The sequence below is a fragment of the Burkholderia anthinoferrum genome (assembly GCF_002925705.1).
GTDB classification, from domain to species: domain Bacteria; phylum Pseudomonadota; class Gammaproteobacteria; order Burkholderiales; family Burkholderiaceae; genus Burkholderia; species Burkholderia semiarida.
The window spans coordinates 18,531-38,032 of the sequence record NZ_LFZP01000060.1; the positions used below are offsets into that span (position 1 = coordinate 18,531).

Annotated in this window: 17 protein-coding genes and 1 riboswitch; of the genes, 10 read left to right on the plus strand and 7 right to left on the minus strand. The window is 66.4% G+C overall.

Annotation, left to right across the window (positions count from 1 at the left end; translation table 11 throughout):
- Positions 1–311: 311 nt before the first annotated feature.
- The 4 genes from C5F75_RS29010 to C5F75_RS29025 all read left to right on the plus strand — a co-directional run bounded on the left by C5F75_RS29010 (position 312) and on the right by C5F75_RS29025 (position 5,116).
- Complete coding sequence (locus C5F75_RS29010) at positions 312–635, plus strand: hypothetical protein (RefSeq protein ID WP_034205546.1); 324 nt, start codon at positions 312–314, stop codon at positions 633–635.
- Between the two features lie 124 nt (positions 636–759).
- A complete protein-coding gene (locus tag C5F75_RS29015; RefSeq protein WP_059579802.1) occupies positions 760–1,245 on the plus strand; it encodes a hypothetical protein in 486 nt (161 codons plus the stop codon).
- Between the two features lie 243 nt (positions 1,246–1,488).
- Entirely contained in the window at positions 1,489–2,958 is a 1,470-nt protein-coding gene (locus C5F75_RS29020; RefSeq protein ID WP_104013133.1) for a PepSY-associated TM helix domain-containing protein, read from the plus strand.
- Between the two features lie 40 nt (positions 2,959–2,998).
- A complete protein-coding gene (locus C5F75_RS29025; protein ID WP_104013134.1) occupies positions 2,999–5,116 on the plus strand; it encodes a TonB-dependent receptor in 2,118 nt (705 codons plus the stop codon).
- A gap of 94 nt (positions 5,117–5,210) precedes the next feature.
- Here the strand turns inward: C5F75_RS29025 and C5F75_RS29030 are convergent, their stop codons facing one another.
- The gene (locus C5F75_RS29030) at positions 5,211–6,443 is read right to left on the minus strand and encodes an NADH:flavin oxidoreductase/NADH oxidase family protein (RefSeq protein ID WP_104013151.1); all 1,233 of its coding nucleotides are present in this window, start codon (positions 6,441–6,443) and stop codon (positions 5,211–5,213) included.
- Between the two features lie 77 nt (positions 6,444–6,520).
- Between C5F75_RS29030 and C5F75_RS29035 the strand changes: the two genes are divergently transcribed.
- Both C5F75_RS29035 and C5F75_RS29040 read left to right on the plus strand, forming a co-directional pair.
- Entirely contained in the window at positions 6,521–6,979 is a 459-nt protein-coding gene (locus C5F75_RS29035) for a MerR family transcriptional regulator (protein WP_059579790.1), read from the plus strand.
- Positions 6,980–7,168: 189 nt separating this feature from the next.
- Positions 7,169–7,489 carry a DUF1330 domain-containing protein gene (locus C5F75_RS29040; protein WP_059579788.1) on the plus strand — a complete coding sequence of 107 codons (321 nt, stop codon included), beginning with the start codon at positions 7,169–7,171 and terminating at the stop codon, positions 7,487–7,489.
- Between the two features lie 28 nt (positions 7,490–7,517).
- Here the strand turns inward: C5F75_RS29040 and C5F75_RS29045 are convergent, their stop codons facing one another.
- Entirely contained in the window at positions 7,518–8,354 is an 837-nt protein-coding gene (locus C5F75_RS29045) for an NAD-dependent epimerase/dehydratase family protein (RefSeq protein WP_060316022.1), read from the minus strand.
- 71 nt (positions 8,355–8,425) lie between these two features.
- On the opposite strand from C5F75_RS29045, the gene C5F75_RS29050 reads away from it, so the two are divergent.
- Entirely contained in the window at positions 8,426–9,529 is a 1,104-nt protein-coding gene (locus C5F75_RS29050; RefSeq protein WP_081083332.1) for a LacI family DNA-binding transcriptional regulator, read from the plus strand.
- Positions 9,530–9,609: 80 nt separating this feature from the next.
- Here the strand turns inward: C5F75_RS29050 and C5F75_RS29055 are convergent, their stop codons facing one another.
- Positions 9,610–10,902: an MFS transporter gene (locus C5F75_RS29055; protein WP_059579857.1), complete on the minus strand. Its 1,293-nt coding sequence runs from the start codon at positions 10,900–10,902 to the stop codon at positions 9,610–9,612.
- 413 nt (positions 10,903–11,315) lie between these two features.
- On the opposite strand from C5F75_RS29055, the gene C5F75_RS29060 reads away from it, so the two are divergent.
- Complete coding sequence (locus C5F75_RS29060) at positions 11,316–11,849, plus strand: methylated-DNA--[protein]-cysteine S-methyltransferase (RefSeq protein WP_060316027.1); 534 nt, start codon at positions 11,316–11,318, stop codon at positions 11,847–11,849.
- 68 nt (positions 11,850–11,917) lie between these two features.
- Here C5F75_RS29060 and C5F75_RS29065 read toward each other — a convergent pair whose 3' ends face one another.
- On the minus strand, positions 11,918–12,409 hold the full coding sequence (locus C5F75_RS29065) for an Lrp/AsnC family transcriptional regulator (protein ID WP_104013135.1): 492 nt from the start codon (positions 12,407–12,409) through the stop codon (positions 11,918–11,920).
- A 157-nt stretch (positions 12,410–12,566) separates the two neighbouring features.
- On the opposite strand from C5F75_RS29065, the gene glmS reads away from it, so the two are divergent.
- A complete protein-coding gene (glmS, locus tag C5F75_RS29070; RefSeq protein WP_104013136.1) occupies positions 12,567–14,396 on the plus strand; it encodes a glutamine--fructose-6-phosphate transaminase (isomerizing) in 1,830 nt (609 codons plus the stop codon).
- A gap of 48 nt (positions 14,397–14,444) precedes the next feature.
- On the opposite strand, the gene C5F75_RS29075 is transcribed toward glmS, so the two are convergent.
- The 3 genes from C5F75_RS29075 to C5F75_RS37405 all read right to left on the minus strand — a co-directional run bounded on the left by C5F75_RS29075 (position 14,445) and on the right by C5F75_RS37405 (position 16,849).
- Positions 14,445–14,801 carry a hypothetical protein gene (locus C5F75_RS29075; protein ID WP_155634581.1) on the minus strand — a complete coding sequence of 119 codons (357 nt, stop codon included), beginning with the start codon at positions 14,799–14,801 and terminating at the stop codon, positions 14,445–14,447.
- Between the two features lie 42 nt (positions 14,802–14,843).
- Positions 14,844–14,947, minus strand: a riboswitch (SAM-I-IV-variant riboswitch).
- Between the two features lie 151 nt (positions 14,948–15,098).
- Positions 15,099–15,848: a hypothetical protein gene (locus tag C5F75_RS29080; RefSeq protein WP_316252121.1), complete on the minus strand. Its 750-nt coding sequence runs from the start codon at positions 15,846–15,848 to the stop codon at positions 15,099–15,101.
- A gap of 815 nt (positions 15,849–16,663) precedes the next feature.
- Positions 16,664–16,849: a hypothetical protein gene (locus tag C5F75_RS37405; protein ID WP_230971922.1), complete on the minus strand. Its 186-nt coding sequence runs from the start codon at positions 16,847–16,849 to the stop codon at positions 16,664–16,666.
- 21 nt (positions 16,850–16,870) lie between these two features.
- Between C5F75_RS37405 and C5F75_RS29085 the strand changes: the two genes are divergently transcribed.
- Complete coding sequence (locus C5F75_RS29085; RefSeq protein WP_258048613.1) at positions 16,871–19,489, plus strand: type VI secretion system Vgr family protein; 2,619 nt, start codon at positions 16,871–16,873, stop codon at positions 19,487–19,489.
- The last annotated feature ends 13 nt before the right edge of the window (positions 19,490–19,502 follow it).

Below are 19,502 nucleotides of genomic sequence, written 5' to 3' on the forward strand. Positions count from 1 at the left end.
ACATGCCGGACGCGCGCGTTACGTTACATCCGTGAAGCATTTCGCGTCGTCGAGTCGCTTCGGGCGCCCGACGCTGCCCACCTCCCGCCCGTAGACACCCGCCTCGATCGCCTGCGCGATCCAGTCCCGGCGGGACTCGCCGACCGATGCCGGATCGCGTCTCAACATTGCTCAACAATCGTCCGGCGGCGCTGGTACGGAATCTGCATTCCGTTCGGGCAGAAGCCGCGCCCCATACCGCGCGGACATGATTCACCCTCGGGCGCTCCACGGATCCGCCCGTACGATATGCACACGCAACGAGGCTCTTCATGGATGCGCAGCCCAACTCGTCCGATTCGTCGTTCCAGCTCTTCCTCGCGAAGGTGCTCGAACAGCCGCTGCCCGACTGGACCGAAAAACAGCAGATGGAACTCGAGATGGCGCGCACGCTGTCGACGCAAATGGTCACGCTCGCCGAAGACATGCGCGGCCGCGCGCCCGATCTCGCGCGCTGCCTCGTGCTGCTCCGCTACGCGAAGGTGCTCGACTTCATGCTGACGTCGCTCGCCGCGCACCGCGACATCCATCCGCAGACGCTGCGCACGCTGTTCCGGCTCGCGAACCTGAAGGTCGACGACGCGTATCCGGTGTGAGCGGGCGCAACCGACCGGAGGTCGCGCAGGACCGGCGCGGCCACGCCGGCCATGCGTGATTCGCCCCACGGCACACGCACGGCCCGCCTGCCCCTCCGCGCAAACGGAGGTACAATCGCGCGCCATGAACGCACTTCGCCGCTTCCTGCTCCGGCCAGGCGTCGCGCGACAGTTGCTGTGGGGGTTCCTCCTCGTGACGCTGCTGTCCCGCGCGCTGATGTCGGGCGCCGTGATGCTCGATCCGGACGGTCCGGATGCGGGCTCGGTGGTGCTGTGTTCCGGCCAAGGCCCGCTGATCGTCACGAGCGCCGCGCTGGCCGCCCGCTTCGACGCGAGCGCGCCGATCACGCCGGCCAACGATGCGCGCGCGCTCGTCGACGCGCTCGAGCATGACGCACACGCCGACAAGGCCGCGCCCTCCGGCCACGGCGACGGCCTGTGCGCGTTCGGCGCCGCGCTGTTCACCGCGCTCGCATCGTTCGCGCTGCTGGTGCTGCTGTTCCCCGCGGCGCCGCCGCGGCGCTTCCGCGTTCAATTCGACAGCCTTCCTTTCGTGCGATCGATATTCGACGATCGCCCACCCTCCCGCGCGCCTCCTCTGTTCTGCTGAACGTTCCGCCCCGTGGCGCGTGCACGTCGACGTGCAAGCGCGTTCACGCCGTTCGTTTCACCCGACCTGATTCACGCGTTCACTCGCATGCCCGCCTCGCGCGGGCGACGCCGCCCTGCGCACCGTTTGCGCAGCGTGCCGCGCCGCCTGCCTGCGGCGATGCACGCACGCGGGTGTGACGCACGTCGACGGCGGCCGGCCCGCGCCGCTCCCGCCGCTCGACGAACCCGAGGAGTTCACACCATGTCGACCACCGTCGATCGGGCCATCTCGCCCGCCCGTTCCGCCAGCGCCGGTTACCGCACACTCTGGCGCTGGCATTTCTATGCCGGCCTGTTCGTGATGCCGTTTCTCGTAATCCTCGCGATCACGGGCACGCTCTATTGCTTCCAGCCGCAGATCGAGCCGCTGCTGTATCCGCACCGGCTGATCGTCGAGCCACGCGCGACGCCGCGACTCGATGCCGACACGCTGCTCGCCCGCGCCCGCACCGCGATGCCGGCCGGCGCGACGCCGATTTCCGTGCAGATCGCCACCGCGCCGGATCGCAGCGCCGAGTACGTTTTCCGGCTGCGCGACGGCAGCCGCGAGAGCGTGTACGTGAACCCGTACGACGGCAGCGTGCTCGGCACGCTCAGCGTCGAGAACCGCTTCATGCAGGTCGACCGGATGCTGCATCGCAAGCTGCTGCTCGGCAAGACCGGCGAGTTGCTGATGGAACTCGCCGCGTGCTGGACCTTCGTGATGATCGGCACCGGCATCGCGCTGTGGTGGCCGCGCGGCGCGGCACGCGTCGGGCGCGCGCTGCGGCCCGACCTGTCGCTGCGCGGCCGGCCGCTGTGGAAGAGCCTTCACGCGACGGCCGGTATCTGGCTCGCGGCCGGCACGATCGCGTTCATCCTGTCCGGGCTGCCGTGGTCGGGCTCGTGGGGCAAGAACTTCAAGGCGCTCGCCGCGACCGTGAACCTCGGCGCGCCGGAAGGCGCGTGGGGCGGTGCGTCGGTACGCTCGACGCGCCCCGGCGCCGCAGCGACGCCCGAGACTGCGCGTGCGCAGGCGGCCGCGCCGTCCGGCCATCACCACGATTCCGGCGAAGCGATGCCGGGAATGGTGATGGACGACCTGCCGTTGCCGCAGACGCCGTGGGCCGTCGGCAACGTGCCCGTGCCGCATTCGCCGTCCGCGCCGACGCCCGCGCCGCTGCCGCTGGCCCGCGCGATCGCGATCGTCGCCGGGCTCGGCGTGACGAGCGGCTACACGCTCGCGCTGCCGTCCGGCCCGGACGGCGTGTTCACCGCGTCGTACTTTCCGGCCGACCCGAAGGCCGAACGCACGATCTACGTCGACCAGTACAGCGGCGCCGTCTTGAAGGACATCCGCTATGACGACTACGGCGCGGTAGCGCGAGCCGTGTCGTACGGCACGTCGCTGCACATGGGCCGATATTTCGGGCTCGCGAACCAGATCATCTGCGCGGTGCTGTCGCTCGGGCTGGCCGCGATGGCCGTCACGGGTACCGTGATGTGGTGGAAGCGCCGCCCGGCCGGGACGCTGGGCGCACCGTCGCGCGAACGCGGCACGCCGCCGATGCGCGGCTGGATCGCCGGGCTCGTGCTGCTCGGCATCGTTTTCCCGTTGATGGGGCTGACGATCGTCGCGGTCTGGTTGATCGACCGGCTGCTGTTCGGCCGCGCGGCTGCCGCCGCGGCGTGATCGATGCAAGCGCTTCCCCCATTCGAAGGAACCCGAAACAATGAAGTTCAGATTGATGCTGCCTGCTGCCGTGCTCGCGGCGCTGTCGCCGGCCGGGCAGGCACAGGAAAGTGGCGTTGACGGCACCGGCGCCACGCTCGCACCGATTCGCGTCGACGCGCAGAAGGCGCCCGCCCTGACGCAACCGCTCGACACGGGCAGCCATCTCGGGCTGTCGCCGCTCGAAACGCCCGCGAGCGTCGAACAGATCAGCCGCGCGACACTCGACACGCGCGGCGACAGCTCGATCATCGACGCCGTGAGCCGCGCCGCCGGCATCAGCGCGTCGCCGCATCCGGGCAACGGCAACTCGGAGCTCGCCGCGCGCGGCTTCGTCGGCGCGTCGTCGGTCACGCAGCTGTACGACGGCGTGCGCCCGTACGGCGCGATTGGCGTCACGTTCCCGTTCGACACGTGGTCGGTCGACCATATCGACGTGCTGCGCGGCCCCGCCTCGGTGATCTACGGCGAAGGCGCGATCGGCGGCGTGGTCAACATCGTCCCGAAGAAGCCGACGCGCACGCCGATCCGCAACGAACTGCAAATCGGCGGCGGCACCGAGGGTACGGCGCGCGCCGCGTTCGGCAGCGGCGGCGCGATCAACGACAAGCTGTCGTACCGCTTCGACATCAGCGGCAACCGATCGTCCAACTGGGTCGATCGCGGCAATTCGCGCAACCTGTCGGTCTCCGGCGCGCTGCGCTACGACGTGACGCCCGACCTGTCCGTGACGGCATCGTACGCGCAGGGCTTCATGCATCCGATGCAGTATTTCGGCGTGCCGCTCGTCAACGGTGCGCGCGATCGTGCGCTCGACAAGAAGAACTACAACGTCGGCGACGCCGACATCGCGTTCCGCGACAGCTGGGCCACCGTATCGGCGAACTGGCAGCCGAGCGACGGCCTGAACGTGACGAGCACGCTGTACCGGATGAAGAGCAACCGTCACTGGAAGGATGCGGAGTACTACACGTATCTGCCGTCGAGCGCGCAAGTCCGGCGCAGCAGCTACACCGAGATCTTTCACGACCAGGAGCAGTACGGCAACGTGACGACGGCCACCGTCGGCAGTGTGCTGCTCGGGATGCGCAACACGTTTTCGGCGGGCGTCGAGTTCAACCACACGACGTTCCAGCACGACAACAACTCGCCGTATGCGGGCACGTCGACGGTCGATCCGTTCGACTTCGATCCGGGCCGTTTCATCAATACGGCCGGCACGTTTCCGAAGTACCGCAGCCAGTCGAACCAGTACGCGATGTTCGCGGAGAACCGGCTCGAGATCACGCCGCGCTGGTCGGTGATCGGCGGGCTGCGCTACGACCATGCAAGCGTGAACCGCGACGATCTCGTGAACGGCGGCGCATTCACGAAGGTGTTCGCGAATACCGGCTGGCGCATCGGCACCGTGTACGACGTGCGGCCCGGCCTCGCCGTGTACGGCCAGTATTCGGTCGCGGCCGATCCGGTCAGCTCGCTGCTGTCGCTGAATGCATCGAAGGCGAACTTCACGCTCGCGACCGGCCGGCAGATCGAGATCGGCGTCAAGCAGTTGTTCCTCGACGGCAAGGCCGAATGGACGCTCGCCGCGTACCGGATCGTCAAGAGCAACCTGCTGACGGCCGACCCGGTGAACCCGAACCAGTCGATCCAGGTCGGCCAGCAGTCGTCGCGCGGGCTGGAGGCGACGGTCGGCGCGGAGATCGCGAAGGACTGGCGCGTCGATGCGAACGTGTCGATCCTGCGCGCGAAATACGACGATTTCCAGCAGTCGTCAGGCGGCGCGACCGTGTCGCGCGCAGGCAACGTGCCGGTGTCGGTGCCGCAGCGGCTCGCGAACCTGTGGGTGAGCTGGCGCTTCGCGCCAGACTGGACGGGCATCGCGGGCGTCAAGTACGTGGGCAAGCGGTTCGCCGATACCGCGAACCAGCTCGTGATGCCGTCGTACACGACCGTCGATCTCGGCCTCGCGTGGAAGCCGCGCAAGGACACGACGATCACCGCGCGCGCGTACAACGTGTTCAATCGCCGCTACGTGCAATCCGCGTACTACAACGAGACGCAGTATCTGCTCGGCAATGACCGGCGGTTCGAGGTGCTGGCGAACTACCGCTTCTGAGCGCGCACGCCGCCGCGCAACGTGCAAGGCGGCACGGGCGCGGCGGTGTGCCGGTCAGCCTTCGGCATCGCCGCCGCCAATCCGGAGGCGCCCGTCACGCACGCGGGCCCGCCATCCACTTCCGGTAGCGCCGCGTCTGGCACTGCGCGGCCAGTTGCTCCCGCACCAGCGCGCGCAACGGCGACACCCGCGGGTGCGTGCGGCGCCCTTCGCTGAGCCGCGCGAGCTGGAACTTGACGACGGCCATGTTCGCCAGCGCGCCCAGCGCCTTGTTCTTCCAGCGGATCGGCTGCAACACCGGCGCGCTGTCCTTGCCGGCGCGCCAGTCGCGCGGCAGGTTCGGGTCGATCGACAGCGCGGTCGCGATGCCGACCATCGCCACGCCGCTGTCCACCACCTGCTCGGCCACCGCACGGCGGCGGATCCCGCCCGTGACCATCAGCGGCATCCGCGCGACGGCGGTGATGTCGCGCGCGAATTCGAGGAAATACGCTTCGCGCGCGAGCGTGCGCCCATCGCGTGCCTCGCCCTGCATCGCCGGCACTTCATAGCTGCCGCCCGACAGTTCGACGAGATCGACGCCGAGCGGATTCAGCAGTTCGACCACGCGCTTCGCGTCGTCCGCGCTGAAGCCGCCGCGCTGGAAATCCGCCGAGTTCAGCTTCACCGCGACGACGAATGCCGGCGACACCGCCGCGCGCACCGCCTTCACGATGTCGAGCAGCAGGCGCGCGCGATTCTCGATGCTGCCGCCCCATTGGTCTTGCCGGCGGTTCGTCAGCGGCGACAGGAACTGGCTCAGCAGATAGCCGTGCGCCGCGTGCACTTGCACGCCGGTGAAGCCGCTTTGCTCGGCGAGCTGCGCGGCGCGCACGAAGCGCTGCCGCACGTCGGCGATATCGGCTGCGGTCATTTCCTTCGGCACCGGAAACTGCTTCGACAGCGCGCCGAGCGCGAGCGGCACGGCCGACGGCGCGAGCGTCGTCTGGCCGAGCGCCGCCTGCATCTGGCGCCCAGGGTGATTGATCTGCATCCACACGTGTCCACCGCCCGAGCGCGCGATCTGCGCCCAGCGGCGGAAGCGATCGAGATGCGCGTCGCTTTCGAGCACGACGCCGTTCGGCCCCGTCATCGCGCGGCCGTCCACCATCACGTTGCCGGTCAGGATCAGGCCGACCTGACCGTCGGCCCACGCCTGGTACAGGCGCAGCAACGCGTCGGACGGCGCGTGGTCCGCGTCGGCCATGTTTTCTTCCATCGCGGCCTTGGCCAGACGGTTCGGAATCACCGCCCCGTTGGGCAGTGTGAGGGGCGCAAACAGATTCATGGTGAGCATCCTCGATTGACGATGCCCAACGATAACTTTAAAGTCAACTTTAAGGTCAAGCCCTTTTGGAGCCCACCATGAAAATCGGCGAACTGGCGAAGGCGAGCGGCCTCGCGGCGTCGCGCATCCGCTTCTACGAAGCGAGCGGCCTGCTCGAACCGGCCCGCCGGCAGGCGAACGGTTATCGGGAATACGGGCCGGAAGCGTTGACGCGGCTCGCGATCATCGACCGCGCGCAATGCGCGGGCTTCTCGCTCGACGAGATTCGCGCGGTGCTGCCGCCGGATCTCGGCGCATGGCCGCACGACGAACTGCTGGTCGCGCTGCGGCACAAGGTCGATGAAATCGCGCTGCTCGAACGGCGTCTCGCGCAGAACCGGCAGCATCTGGAAACGCTGATCGACGCGATCGAAAACAAGCCGGCCGGCGAGGATTGCACGGGCGCCGCGCAGCGGATGCTCGACCGGCTGTGCGAGCAGGCCAGCGAGCCGCTGGAACCGGCGCCCGTCGTGCGGCCGGCGCGCAAGCGGGCGTGATGGCGTGTGCTGCGGGATTGCATCGCGGGATTGCGTCGCGTCGTCCGTCGATCGATGCGCTCGCGGCCGGAAGCGCGACGCGGCGCGGTTGTCGCGATTTGCTTACGTCGCAGGTAATCGACGCGCGCTGCCCGCGCCGCGATCATGGCCCCATCGACTCACGCACCGCATCCCGCCAAGGAGCCCGCCATGACCGCCTACGCCATCGCCCACCTGCACGACGTCGAGATGTGCGACGACATCGTCGAATACCTCGAACGGATCGACGGCACGCTCGCGCCGTACGACGGCCATTTCGTGATTCACGGCGCACGGCCCGAAGTGCGCGAAGGCGTGTGGCGCGGCGACCTGATCGCGATCGCGTTTCCCGATCTCGACGCGGCGCGCGCGTGGTATGACTCGGATGCGTACCGGCAAATCCAGCCGCTGCGCGCACGCCACGCGAGCGGCCCGTTGATCCTGATCGACGGCGTCGACGAACGGCACAAGGCGACCGATATCCTGCGTTGACGATTGACGCCGGCGACGCCGGCAGCGCTTACGACACCTTCCGCTCCATCGGCTCGCCGACGACGAACCCGCCGCCCTGGAACCGCTGCGCGGGATCGTCGTACTCGGCGGTCGGCGCCGTCACCGGGAACAGCCCGGCGAACTGCTCGGAGCTGTCGCGCGGGCGGAAGCCGAGGAAGCCGACCTTCGTGTTGTCCCACCACTTCACCGGGTTGTCCGACGCACCGTAGACGATCGCGTGCCCGACGCGGTTCGTCAGCAGCGAGCAGCGCACGAGCTCGATGAAATCGCGATAGCTGAGGAACGTGACGAGCATGCGCGGATTCTTCGGCACCTCGAACGACGAGCCAATCCGCAGGCATACGGTTTCGATCCCGAAGCGGTCGAAGTAGTAGCGCGACAGCGATTCGCCGAAGCATTTCGTCACGCCGTACAGGCTGTCCGGGCGCAGCGGCGCATCGGCATCGAGCACTTCGGTGACCGGATGGAAGCCGATCGCATGGTTCGAGCTCGCGAACACGACGCGCTTCACGCCATGCTTGCGCGCGGCTTCGTACAGGTTGTACGTGCCGGTGATGTTCGCGCCGACCAGATCGTCGAACGGCGCATCGACGGAAATGCCGCCGAGATGGACGATCGCGTCGACACCTTCGACGAGCTGCATCACGGCCGGCCGATCGGCCAGATCGACGACGCGGAGCTCTTCATGGGCGGCCGCGTCGCCGAGCGCCGCGATGTCGCTGACGCGCACGACGTCGGCCCAGTCGGCGAGCGCGCCGCGCAACTGGCGGCCGAGGTTGCCGGCCGCGCCCGTCAGCAGCAGGCGGCCGAACGGTTTGCGCGCGGCGGTGGATGAGGCGTTCATCGAATCTCCTTGGATCTGATCTAAACCGGAAAACGTTTTCCAACTATACGCGGACGCCGCGCCGAACGTCAATGGTCGGACCTGTTCGCGGCCATCCGCATTTTCCCGATATCGACGGCCGGCCGTGCGCGGGCTTTTTCTGCCACAATCCGGCGTTATCGAACGAAAACGTTACCCTTCGGATGAAAAAAGTTTCCCCGACGATCCGCGACGTGGCCGCGGAAGCCGGCGTGTCGGTCGCGACGGTATCGAAGTACGTGAACGGCACGCAGCGCTTCTCGCCGACCGTCGAGGCACGGCTGAAGGAAGCCATCGAGCGGCTCGGCTACCGATCGAACCCGCTCGCGCGTTCGATGATCACCGGCCGCACGCGCACCATCGGCCTCGTGATCCTCGACATCAGCAACCCGCACTTCACGAACGTCGTGAAAGGCGCGAACCGCGTCGCGCTGCAGCACGACTACACGCTGCTGCTCGTCGACACCGAGGAGAACCAGACGCGCGAACGCTCGCTGATCGAGGCGCTCGCGCAGCGCGTCGACGGGCTGATCGTCAGCACGCGGATGCCCGACGAGGAAGCCGGCTGGATGCTCGACCTCAACAAGCCGCTCGTGCTGCTGCGTCGCAGCCCCGGCCTGCCGATTCCGAGCGTCGGCATCGACAACCGGCTGTCGACCTACATGCTCGCGCGTCACCTGCTCAACCTCGGCCACACGCGCATCGCGTATCTCGGCTTCGGCACCGCGCGCGTGAACGACGAACGGATCCAGGGCGCGCGCGACTGCCTCGCCGAAGCGGGGCTCACGCTCGACGTGCACGACGCACACGCGCCGACCGCCGAGGCCGGCGAGCGCGCGTGCTCGCGCGTGATGCTCGGGCCGCAGCGCCCGCAGGCCGTGATCTGCTACAACGACCTGATCGCGCTCGGCTTCATGAAGGAAGCCGCGTCGCTCGGCTTCCGGCTGCCGCAGGACGTGTCCGTCGCCGGCATCGACAACGTGCCGTACGGCGCATACGCGGCGCCCGCGCTGACGACCGTCGACATCCAGAGCGAGAACATGGGCGAGCTCGCGATGCAGAAGCTGATCGACGCGCTCGCCGGGCGCACCGACGCGAGCTATTCGACGTTCGAGCCGCGGCTGATCATGCGCGCGTCGACGGCCGCGGCGAGCTGACGCGGTCGCGACGCGCCCTTTCCCCCAACGCAAAAAGGAAGCGCCGCCCAAGGGCGGCGCATTCGTTTGCCGGAATGCGCTTACGCGTCGAGTTTCGCGGGCTTCATCTTCGGCGTGAGCACATGCATCACGGCCAGCGCGATCAGATAGGCCGATGCGCCGATCGCGAACAGCACCCAGTAGTGGCCGGTGCGCTGCAGCACCTGGCCGATCACTTCCGAGAACAGCACGCCGCCGATCGAGCCGGCCATCCCGCCGATACCAACCACCGACGCGACCGCGCGGCGCGGGAACAGGTCGGAGGCCGTCGTGAACAGGTTCGCCGACCAGCCCTGGTGCGCGGCGGCGGCAAGGCCGACGATCAGCACCGCGATCCACAGGCTCTGCACCTGCGACACGAACGCGATCGGCAGCACGCAGCATGCGCAGATCAGCATCGCCGTCTTGCGCGCACGGTTCACGCTCCAGCCCGCGCGCAGCAGCATCGACGACAGCCAGCCGCCGCCGATGCTGCCGACCGTCGTCAGCGCATAGATGCAGACGAGCGGCAAGCCGATGTGCTGCATGTCCATCCCGCGCGACTCGTTGAGCCACTTCGGCAGCCAGAACAGGTAGAACCACCACACCGGATCGGTCAGGAACTTGCCGACCAGAAAGGCCCACGTCTCGCGCTTGCGGATCAGCTCGCCCCAGCGCGGCGCGCCGGCGTTCGCGTTCGCCGCGTCGAGCGCTTCGGCTTCGTCGCGCGGCTCGTCGTATTCCGCGGCGAGCGCGCGCGTGTCGGCCGTGCGATACATCACCAGCCACACCGCGAGCCACACGATACCGATCGCACCGATGATCACGAACGCCGCGCGCCAGCCGTAGGCCACCGCGATCGCCGGGATGATCGCCGGCGCGAACACCGCGCCGATGTTCGCGCCCGAGTTGAAGATGCCGGTGGCGAGCGCGCGTTCGCGGCGCGGGAACCATTCGGCCGTCGTCTTGATCGCGGCCGGGAAGTTGCCGCCCTCGCCGATCCCGAGCAGCGCGCGCACGAACGCGAAGCCCGCCACCGAGCCGACGGCCGCGTGCAGCATCGCGGCGATGCTCCACACCAGCATCGCGACCGCGTACGACACGCGCGTGCCGAGCCAGTCGACGATGCGCCCGAAACCGAGCAGGCCCAGCGCATAGAACGCGGAAAACGCCATCACGATGCGGCCGTACTGCACCTGGCTCCAGCCGATGTCGTGCTGGAGCATCGGCGCGAGCAGGCCGAGGATCTGCCGATCCATGTAGTTGATCACGGTCGCGAAAAACAGCAGCGCACAGACGGTCCAGCGGTAGCGGCTCGCGGCCGCGCGCACGGCGCCGACGACGGCAGAGGGCATGAATGTCTCCGATGCGCGGTCGCGCCCGTCGCGCCGCACCAAGTTCGTTGACCGGCGACCGGCGCCGGGGCGAACGGCCCGCGCGCTCGCGCACAGGCCCTTTCACCAACCAATCTGGAAAACGTTTTTCAAAGGATAGGCCGCCTACCGGCACCGTGTCAGTCGGGGATTTCGATGAGTCATCTCAAATTGGTCGCGAGAAAAGAGACGACTGTTTCGCAGAGTGGTATTAATCGTTTTTCCGCCGATTTTCCCGCCGCGGCGTGGCGGCCGCGCGGCCGCCGAAACGCACGACCGATTCCGGCCGGAATCGACGTCGAGGATGGTTTACAGTCGTCACATGCGGCGCCCCGGGCGCCGTGACGCGCGTATGCCGCACTGCATGTGCGGCGCCTTCATGGAGATGTGTCGCGATGACTCCCGCTCACCTGATTCCGAGCCCGCTGGGCGACATCGCCGTACGCATCGAGGACGATGCGCTGACCGGCCTGTACTTCGTCGGCCAGAAATACTTTCCGTCGCTTGCGATCGCGACCGAAGCGGACGCGCACGCGATGTCGCCCATCGCGCGCCAGGTCGCGGAAGAAATCGCCGAGTACTTCACCGGCGCGCGCGACACGTTCTCGGTGCCGATCCACCTGCGCGGCACCGCGTTTCAGCAACGCGTATGGAAGGAACTGCTCGCGATTCCGTTCGGCGAACTCGTGTCGTACGGCGACATCACCGAGCGCGTCGGGCTGCCGATGAGCGGCGCGCGCGCCGTGGGCGGCGCGGTCGGCCGCAATCCGATATCGATCATCGTGCCGTGCCACCGCGTGGTCGGCGCATCGGGCAGCCTGACCGGCTATGCGGGCGGCATCGAGCGCAAACGTGCGCTGCTGTCGCTCGAAGGCGCCGGGTTTTCGCGCGGCATGCATCAACCGATGCAGCAGGCGCTCGCGTTCTGACGCCATTCGGTGAACGACAGCCCCGTGTCCTGCCGGAACAGCCGCGACAGCGCTGCCGGTCACCCACGCTATGTGCGCTTGCGCAACGCATGCGCGACCCGCGCGTTCGCCTCGAATTTCGCGCGATGCGTCGAGAAAAACGTCCGCACGTTGCGGACGTTCGACGCGCCGGTGAACAGCCGCCGCGCGAATTCGTCGTATTCGGCCACGTCGGCCAGATCGGCGATCACGACGAAATCCGGCCCCGGCGACACGCGGTAGCACTGCGTGACGGCCGGCTCCGCGCACACGTACGCTTCGAACGCGTCGTAGTCCTCGGCCGTCTGCCGGTCGAGGCTGATCTCGATCAGCGCGGTGACGGCCGTGCCGATCGCGACCGGGTCGAGCACCGCCACCTGCCGGCGAATCACGCCGGCCTCGGTCAGCCGCCGCACGCGGCGCATGCAGGTGGGCGGCGACGACAGCGCGCGCTCGGCCAGTTGCAGGTTCGACACCGACGCATCCTCCTGCAGGATCGCGAGGATGCGCAGGTCGAGATCGTCGAGGGTGATGCCGGGCATCGGCTGCTCCTTCCGGTTAGCGGGATGAAATTTAATTTCAACATGATAGCCCGTCAACTGTCGATTTCATAAGTCATGATTTTTTGAAATTTAATTCCATTTCGCTGGCTCTACCATCGCTCTCACTGATCCAGACAGGACATTTACGGAGCGCGATATGTGTGGAATTGTCGGGGCGGTAGCCCAGCGGGACATCCTGCCGAACCTCGTCGACGGCCTGACGCGGCTCGAATACCGCGGCTACGATTCGTGCGGCGTCGTGGTCTACCGCGACCGCGCGCTGGCGCGCGCCCGCAGCGTCGATCGTGTCGCGAATCTGCAGCGCGAGATCGCCGCGCAGGCGTTGTCCGGTTACACCGGCATCGCGCATACGCGCTGGGCCACGCATGGCGCGCCCGTCACGCTCAACGCGCATCCGCACTTCTCACCGAGCGACGCGAATGCGCGCATCGCGCTGTCGCACAACGGGATCATCGAGAACTGCGATCAACTGCGCGCGGAACTGCAGGCGCACGGCTACGTGTTTGCCAGCCAGACCGACAGCGAGGCGATCGCGCACCTGATCGACCACCTGTACGACGGCGATCTGTTCGAGGCCGTGCGGCTTGCGGTCGCGCGACTGCGCGGCAGCTATGCGATCGCGGTGATGTGCCGCGACGAGCCGCACCGGATCGTCGGCGCGCGCGACGGGATGCCGCTCGTCGTCGGGGTCGGCGAAGGCGAGAATTTTCTGGCGTCCGATGCGATGGCGCTGTCGGGCATCACCGATCGCATTGCGTACCTGGAGAACGGCGACGTCGCCGATATCCAACTGCATCGCTACTGGATCGTCGATGCGGCCGGCCAGCGCGTCGAGCGCGCGGTGCAACGCGTCGCCGCGCATAGCGGCGCGGCCGATCTCGGGTCGTACCGCTACTACATGCAGAAGGAAATCTTCGAACAGCCGCAGGCCGTGGCCGATACGCTGCTCGACGTTTCGTCGATCATGCCCGAGCTGTTCGGCGACGGCGCGTGGCGCGTGTTCAATGACGTCGATTCGGTGCTGCTGCTCGCGTGCGGCGGCAGCTATCACGCGGCGCTAACCGCGAAGTACTGGATCGAGAGCATTGCGAAGCTGCCGGCCAGCGTCGAGATTGCCAGCGAGTTCCGTTATCGCGACAGCGTGCCGAATTCGCGCACGCTGGTGGTTGCGGTGTCGCAGAGCGGCGAGACGGCCGATGTGCTCGGGGCCGTGCATGTCGCGAAACGCAGCGGGATGATGCACACGCTCGCGATCTGCAACGTCGCGACGAGTGCGCTGATGCGCGAATGTGCGTTGCAGTTCGTGACGCGTGCGGGAATCGAGATCGGGGTGGCTTCGACGAAGGCATTTACGACGCAGCTCGTCGCGCTGTTCCTGCTGACGCTGTCACTGGCGCAGGTGCGCGGGCGGCTGAGCGACGACGAAGAAAAGGAACATCTGCGTGCGCTGCGGCACCTGCCCGACGCGATGTCGAAGGTGCTCGCGCTGGAACCGCAGATCATGGCGTGGTCGGAATTGCTCGCGCGACGCGACAACATGCTGTTTCTCGGGCGCGGGATGCATTATCCGATCGCGCTCGAAGGCGCGCTGAAGATGAAGGAGATTTCCTATATTCATGCGGAGGCTTATCCGGCCGGCGAGCTGAAGCATGGGCCGCTGGCGCTCGTCAGCAACGAAATGCCGGTGATCGCGGTCGCGCCGAACGACATGCTGCTCGAGAAGCTCAGGTCGAACATGCATGAGGTCAGTGCGCGCAATGGGCGGCTGTTCGTGTTCGCGGATGTGGACTGCGGGTTGGTGCCGAGCGAGGGGATCGAGGTGATTCGGCTGAACGAGTACTACGGGCCTTTGTCGCCGATCCTGCATACGGTGCCGATGCAATTGCTCGCGTATCACGCGGCGCTCGCGCGGGGGACGGATATCGATAAGCCCAGGAATCTGGCTAAGTCGGTGACGGTGGAGTGAGGGGGTTTCCCCTCGTCACCCGATGAAGCCACGACGCGCACGCATCGTCTAATGGCCGCTCTTCGACCCATGTCCGGCGGCCGCCGCCCCCACCCGAACGAAATGATGCTCGACCCTCGTCCGGAGCACGCCATCGAGCGCGGCGAGCCGTTCACGCAGCCGAACCGCTTGCCCTTCCGTCATCTCGCCGAGCACGATCTTTTGTTCGAGCACGTCGCCACATCGGGTGATGGCCCACCGGTCGACCGTCGCCGTTTCACCTTGGAGTACGGCAGCCGCGGTCGAAACAATGCCCGGATTCCGTCTCGAAACGAGATGAACCGTATGCGTCAACGTAAAACCGGGAAGAAAACGCGACCAGTCTTCACAGACCGTCGGATGGGAAGCGGAGGAAACTTGGCTCATGGTTGCTCCGGATGAATGGTTATCGAACCGGTGCCAGCCATGCTGCTCCCGTTTCGTTGCCGTCAATCGGCCGCATCGCCTCGAGGGCGTCCACCTTGCCCGGGAGGGCAGGTTGGCGTCGGAAGACCCGACTCTGGATGCTTGAATTCTCACGTTCGACATTCCGAACGTGGTTCCATTATACCGAAAGCCCGGCGTTGAACAAGCGGCCTCGGAACGCGCCGCTTCGGCCGGATGGCTCCGCTGATCCGGCCCTTCCCTATCCGTGCGCCTGCATGACCGGCCCGCCGGAAACCGCTACTTCGACAACCGCAGCTTCTTCGACACCACGACGCCGCTCGACGGACTCACCAGCCAGATATCGCGGAGATCCATGTGCAACGTGGAGATCCTCGTCGAAATGTCCGTCGGCTCCTCGATACTCGGATCGGCGTGTTCGGTTTGTTCGGTCAGGTAAGGCCGAACCAGGCGCCCGGAAAAAACGAGCGCGAAGTCGCCTTGCGTCCGCGCGTACTCGGCGGCCGAAAGCCGCATGCGGCTCCTGACCGTGGTCTTTTTGCCTTGTCCGGCGTCGAGTTCGATGATGTCGACGTGCTGGATGTACCCTTTTGCCTTCGCTTCCGGCGCAATCACGAGCCCGCGCCCTCGCGGCCCCGTCGTCACCCTTCTGAGCAGGATGCCTGCCCGGCCGTCGCGCTCCGCATCGAACAGGTCGACATCCAGCGTCAGCAGGTGCGGCCGTGACCGGTATCTCAGCCCGTACCGCACCGGCACCACGAATGTCACGTCACGATCCAGACCGACGGCCGCCAGGTCGGGATCCGGGCCGTGCCGGCCGGCGGCGCCGGAGACCGCACCGCGAATCCGGTCACGCAACGAAGGGGGGAGCGTATCGACGTGCAGCTTCTGCAACGCTTCGCGGATGGCAACCGGGTCGTCGCCGACGATCGGTCGTGCCGCGGACGTGCCGTGATCGACAGCCGCCGCGACGTGCGTCGCGCCGTCGCCAGCCTCCACTTGTGCATGCGCCGCGACTGGCGCCAGCATCGTCGTCACGGCGACGATGCACGCGAAGCGTGAACAACCCAATTTGAATCTCCGGTGAAACACGACGAACTCCCGAACGCGTCCAGATCGATCAACGACGAGCACTATAGGGTGGAATGATCGGCCACGCACCCGCCATTTGGAATTGGCCGATGCCGGCACGCGTCGCCACAGGTTCATTGTCGGCCCGGCGGCACGTCAATGGGCAACACTACCGTGTTGCCTTGGCGACAACAACCGACGCAAAGCGCGCGGCGGCGCCCGTGAAGCATCCGCAAACGCATCCCGCGCCATCGCCTGACTCGCGAAACGCGTTCGGATCCGGCTCGCCATTCACGCGCGCATTCGCGCCGCGACTCGCCCGCCGATAGTCCGGCGACGCATACCCGTATCGCCCGCTTCGACAACCGGTAGTGAAGCGCGGTGCTGATCAAATCATCCTGCATTTTCGACATTCGATCGGCGGGTGCGCATATCGCGCGCCAGAGCGCAAGCCCGCTCGCATCGATCTCAAAGACATGACATGTCGCTGCTCGCATTGAGTCGGGACAATTCCGATTTTTCAAACTCCCACTCAATCATGTCCGGGCAAAAAAATCCTTACTTCAGCGATATTGGAAAACGAGTCGAGACAAATACCAATCCCGAATAGTCGAATCGACATATCCTCATTCAAACAAAATCCCCGCCTAAACCAAACAAACATTAACCATTGTTTCAAAAGAACTTATCTTCCATCTCAAAATAAAAATATCAGTTAAAGATAGAAATAGCTTGCTATTCTTCGCACCGAAATCCCAAAGACCATCGCCTTATCACTCTGAGAGGCGGATTCGAACCCATCCGAATCCGGAACAATAAATAACGAGATTGTCGTTATGTCGATTGCAGCAACTTTGCGAAACTTTGCGTCGGGTCTGGTCGACCGGAACAAGCGACCGGTCGCCCTTCATTTCGGTCAGGCGCAACGCGCAGTCGGTCATCTGCTGGCGCTCCATCATGCCGATATCCGCGAGGGGCTCATGTCGGGCATCGAAGGGCAATTGACCTGCGTGTCCACCTACGATCATCTGCCGCCTGCGCTGTTTCTCGGTTTGCCCGTATCGGTCCGGCTGACGACCGATCGAGGCGACATCCGGGCCATCAACGCAATCGTGCACGAAGTGCGGGCCGGTCAATCCGACGGCGAACTGACCGTCTATCAGTTGCATGTATGCGACGCCCTGTCGCTGATGGATCGTCGCACGAACGCGCGCCTGTTCCGCTCGCGCAGCGTGCCGGACATCCTGGCGACGCTGATGAACGAGTGGAAACAGCGCAGCCCCGCGCTCGCGCGAGCGTTCGATTTCGACCTGTCGACCTTGCAGGCCGATCGCTATCCGGCACGCGAGCTGACGCGGCAGGTCAACGAATCCGACGCACGCTTCATCCGGCGTCTGCTGCGCCGGGAAGGCATCACGGTCTTTGCGAAGGCCGCCCCGGTCGACGGCAGACGCGGCGTGACCGACGAGCGGCCGATTCACACGCTCGTGTTCTGCGACGATCCGCATCGTCTTCCGGACGCGCCGGCGGGCACGGTACGCCTTCACCCGCGCGACGCCGGCGTCGAGCAACGCGACACCGTGACCCTCTTCGCGTACGGCCAGCGTCTGTCCGCGGGCAAGGTCCGCCGCCCGTCGTGGGATTACAAGACCGCGCGCGTGGACGATTTCGAGGCCTTCATCGACATCGATCAGGGCGAGTCGGGGAACGATCTCGCGCGTTTGCTGACCGACGTCGCGATCGACATCCCGCACGTCGGCGACTCGTGGAACGATCACGCACGCATCGCCCACGACCGGATGCTGGCCCATCAGTTCGAAGCCGCGCGCTTCGAAGGCATCGGCACCGTGCGCGACATGCTGGTCGGATACGGATTCACGCTGGCGGGCGACCCCGAACTGGATATGAAGCCCATCGATCGTCGTCGGTTCGTCGTCACGTCGATTCGACACGTCATCTGGAACAACCTGCCGAAAGACCTGTCGGGCCGCGCAAGCGGGCTGTTCTCGGCAAGCCGCAACCTGAGGCCAACCGTTCCGCCGCCCGATGCATCGGGACAAACGGACACGCGCTACGAAAACAGCTTCACGTGCGTGCAACGCGGTGTACCGCTCAAGCCGGCCTACGATCCGACGATCGACGTGCCGCCGGTTCACCTGCTGACCGGCACGATCGTCGGCACGCAGGGCGAGCAGGTGTTTTGCGACAAGGCCGGCCGCGTGCGTGTGCAGCTTCACGGTCTCGATCCGGCGGACCATGCTCATGCGCAAGGCGCCGGTACGAACGGCCTGGCCGGCGACAGCGCACCGATTCGCGTCGCGGCGAGTCTCGCCGGCGAATGCTTCGGCGCGCTGTTCCTGCCGCGTGTCGGGATGGAAGTCCTGCTGGGGAGCCTGCCGGGCGATCCGGACCGTCTGGTGATCATCGGCGTGTTGAGCAACGGTGCGAACCCGCCGGCGACCTTCAGCGATACCGGCGCGCTTCCGGGCAATCGCTACGTGTCCGGGATCAAGACGCGGGAAATCAGGGGTCGCCGGCACAACCAGCTTCGCCTCGACGATACGTCGTCGCAGATCTCCGCGCAGTTGGCAAGCGAACATGCGCACACGCAGTTGAATCTCGGCTACCTGACGCAGCCGCGCATCGACGGCCACGGGGACGATCGGGGCGAAGGCGCGGAGCTGCGCACCGACGCCGCCGCGGCGTTACGCGCCGCCCAAGGCATGCTGTTGACGACCTATGCGCGTTCGCACGCAACCGGCGGTCAGCTCGATCGCGACGAGCTGCTCCGCTTGCTCGATCAATGCACGGCGCTGTTCAAGTCGCTCGGCGATCATGCCGGCCAGCATGGCGGGCATTCCCCCGACACGGCCGGCCAGGACACCCTCGCCGATGCGTTCCGTCACTGGAAACCCGGCAGTTCCGAATCCGGCGCTACCGGCGACGCCCGCGCATTCATGGCGTTCGGCGCGCAAGCGGGTTCGCTGAACGTCACGCCGAAAACGCACGTCACGTATGCGGGCGAGAACATCGATCAGATCGCGCAGCAACACGTGCAAATCACGAGCGGCGAGCGAATCAATCTGCATGCCGGGCATGGCGTCGCGATGTTCGCGCACGGCAATGGCGTATCGGCGATCGCGCATCAGGGAAAAGTGGCCATTCAATCGCAGCACGACGACACGCAAATCGAGTCCGGCAAAAGCATTCAGTTGACCGCGGCGGGCGGCAAGCTTGCCGGCACGGCGAGCGACGAAGTCGTATTCGTCACAGCGGGCGGCGCGTATCTGAAGCTGCATGGGAGCGATATCGAACTCGGATGCCCCGGCAAGTTCACCGTGAAATCCAACGGTCACGCATGGGACGGCCCCGCCAGCATGAGCGCCGATCTGCCGGCCTTCGATCGACATACGCTCGGCCGTGTCCCGAAGCTGATCCGCCCCACGGACGGCAACGCGGCGCCGGGGTTCGAAGGGCAAGTTCGAAAGGCTTCGGGAACGCTGTCGAATTTGACGACCGACACGGCCGGGGAACTGCCGGCGGTCGACACCGACCGGTTCGAGAGGCTGACGGTGCAGTTCACCAAGAAGAATGTTTAACGAAAGCGCAGGA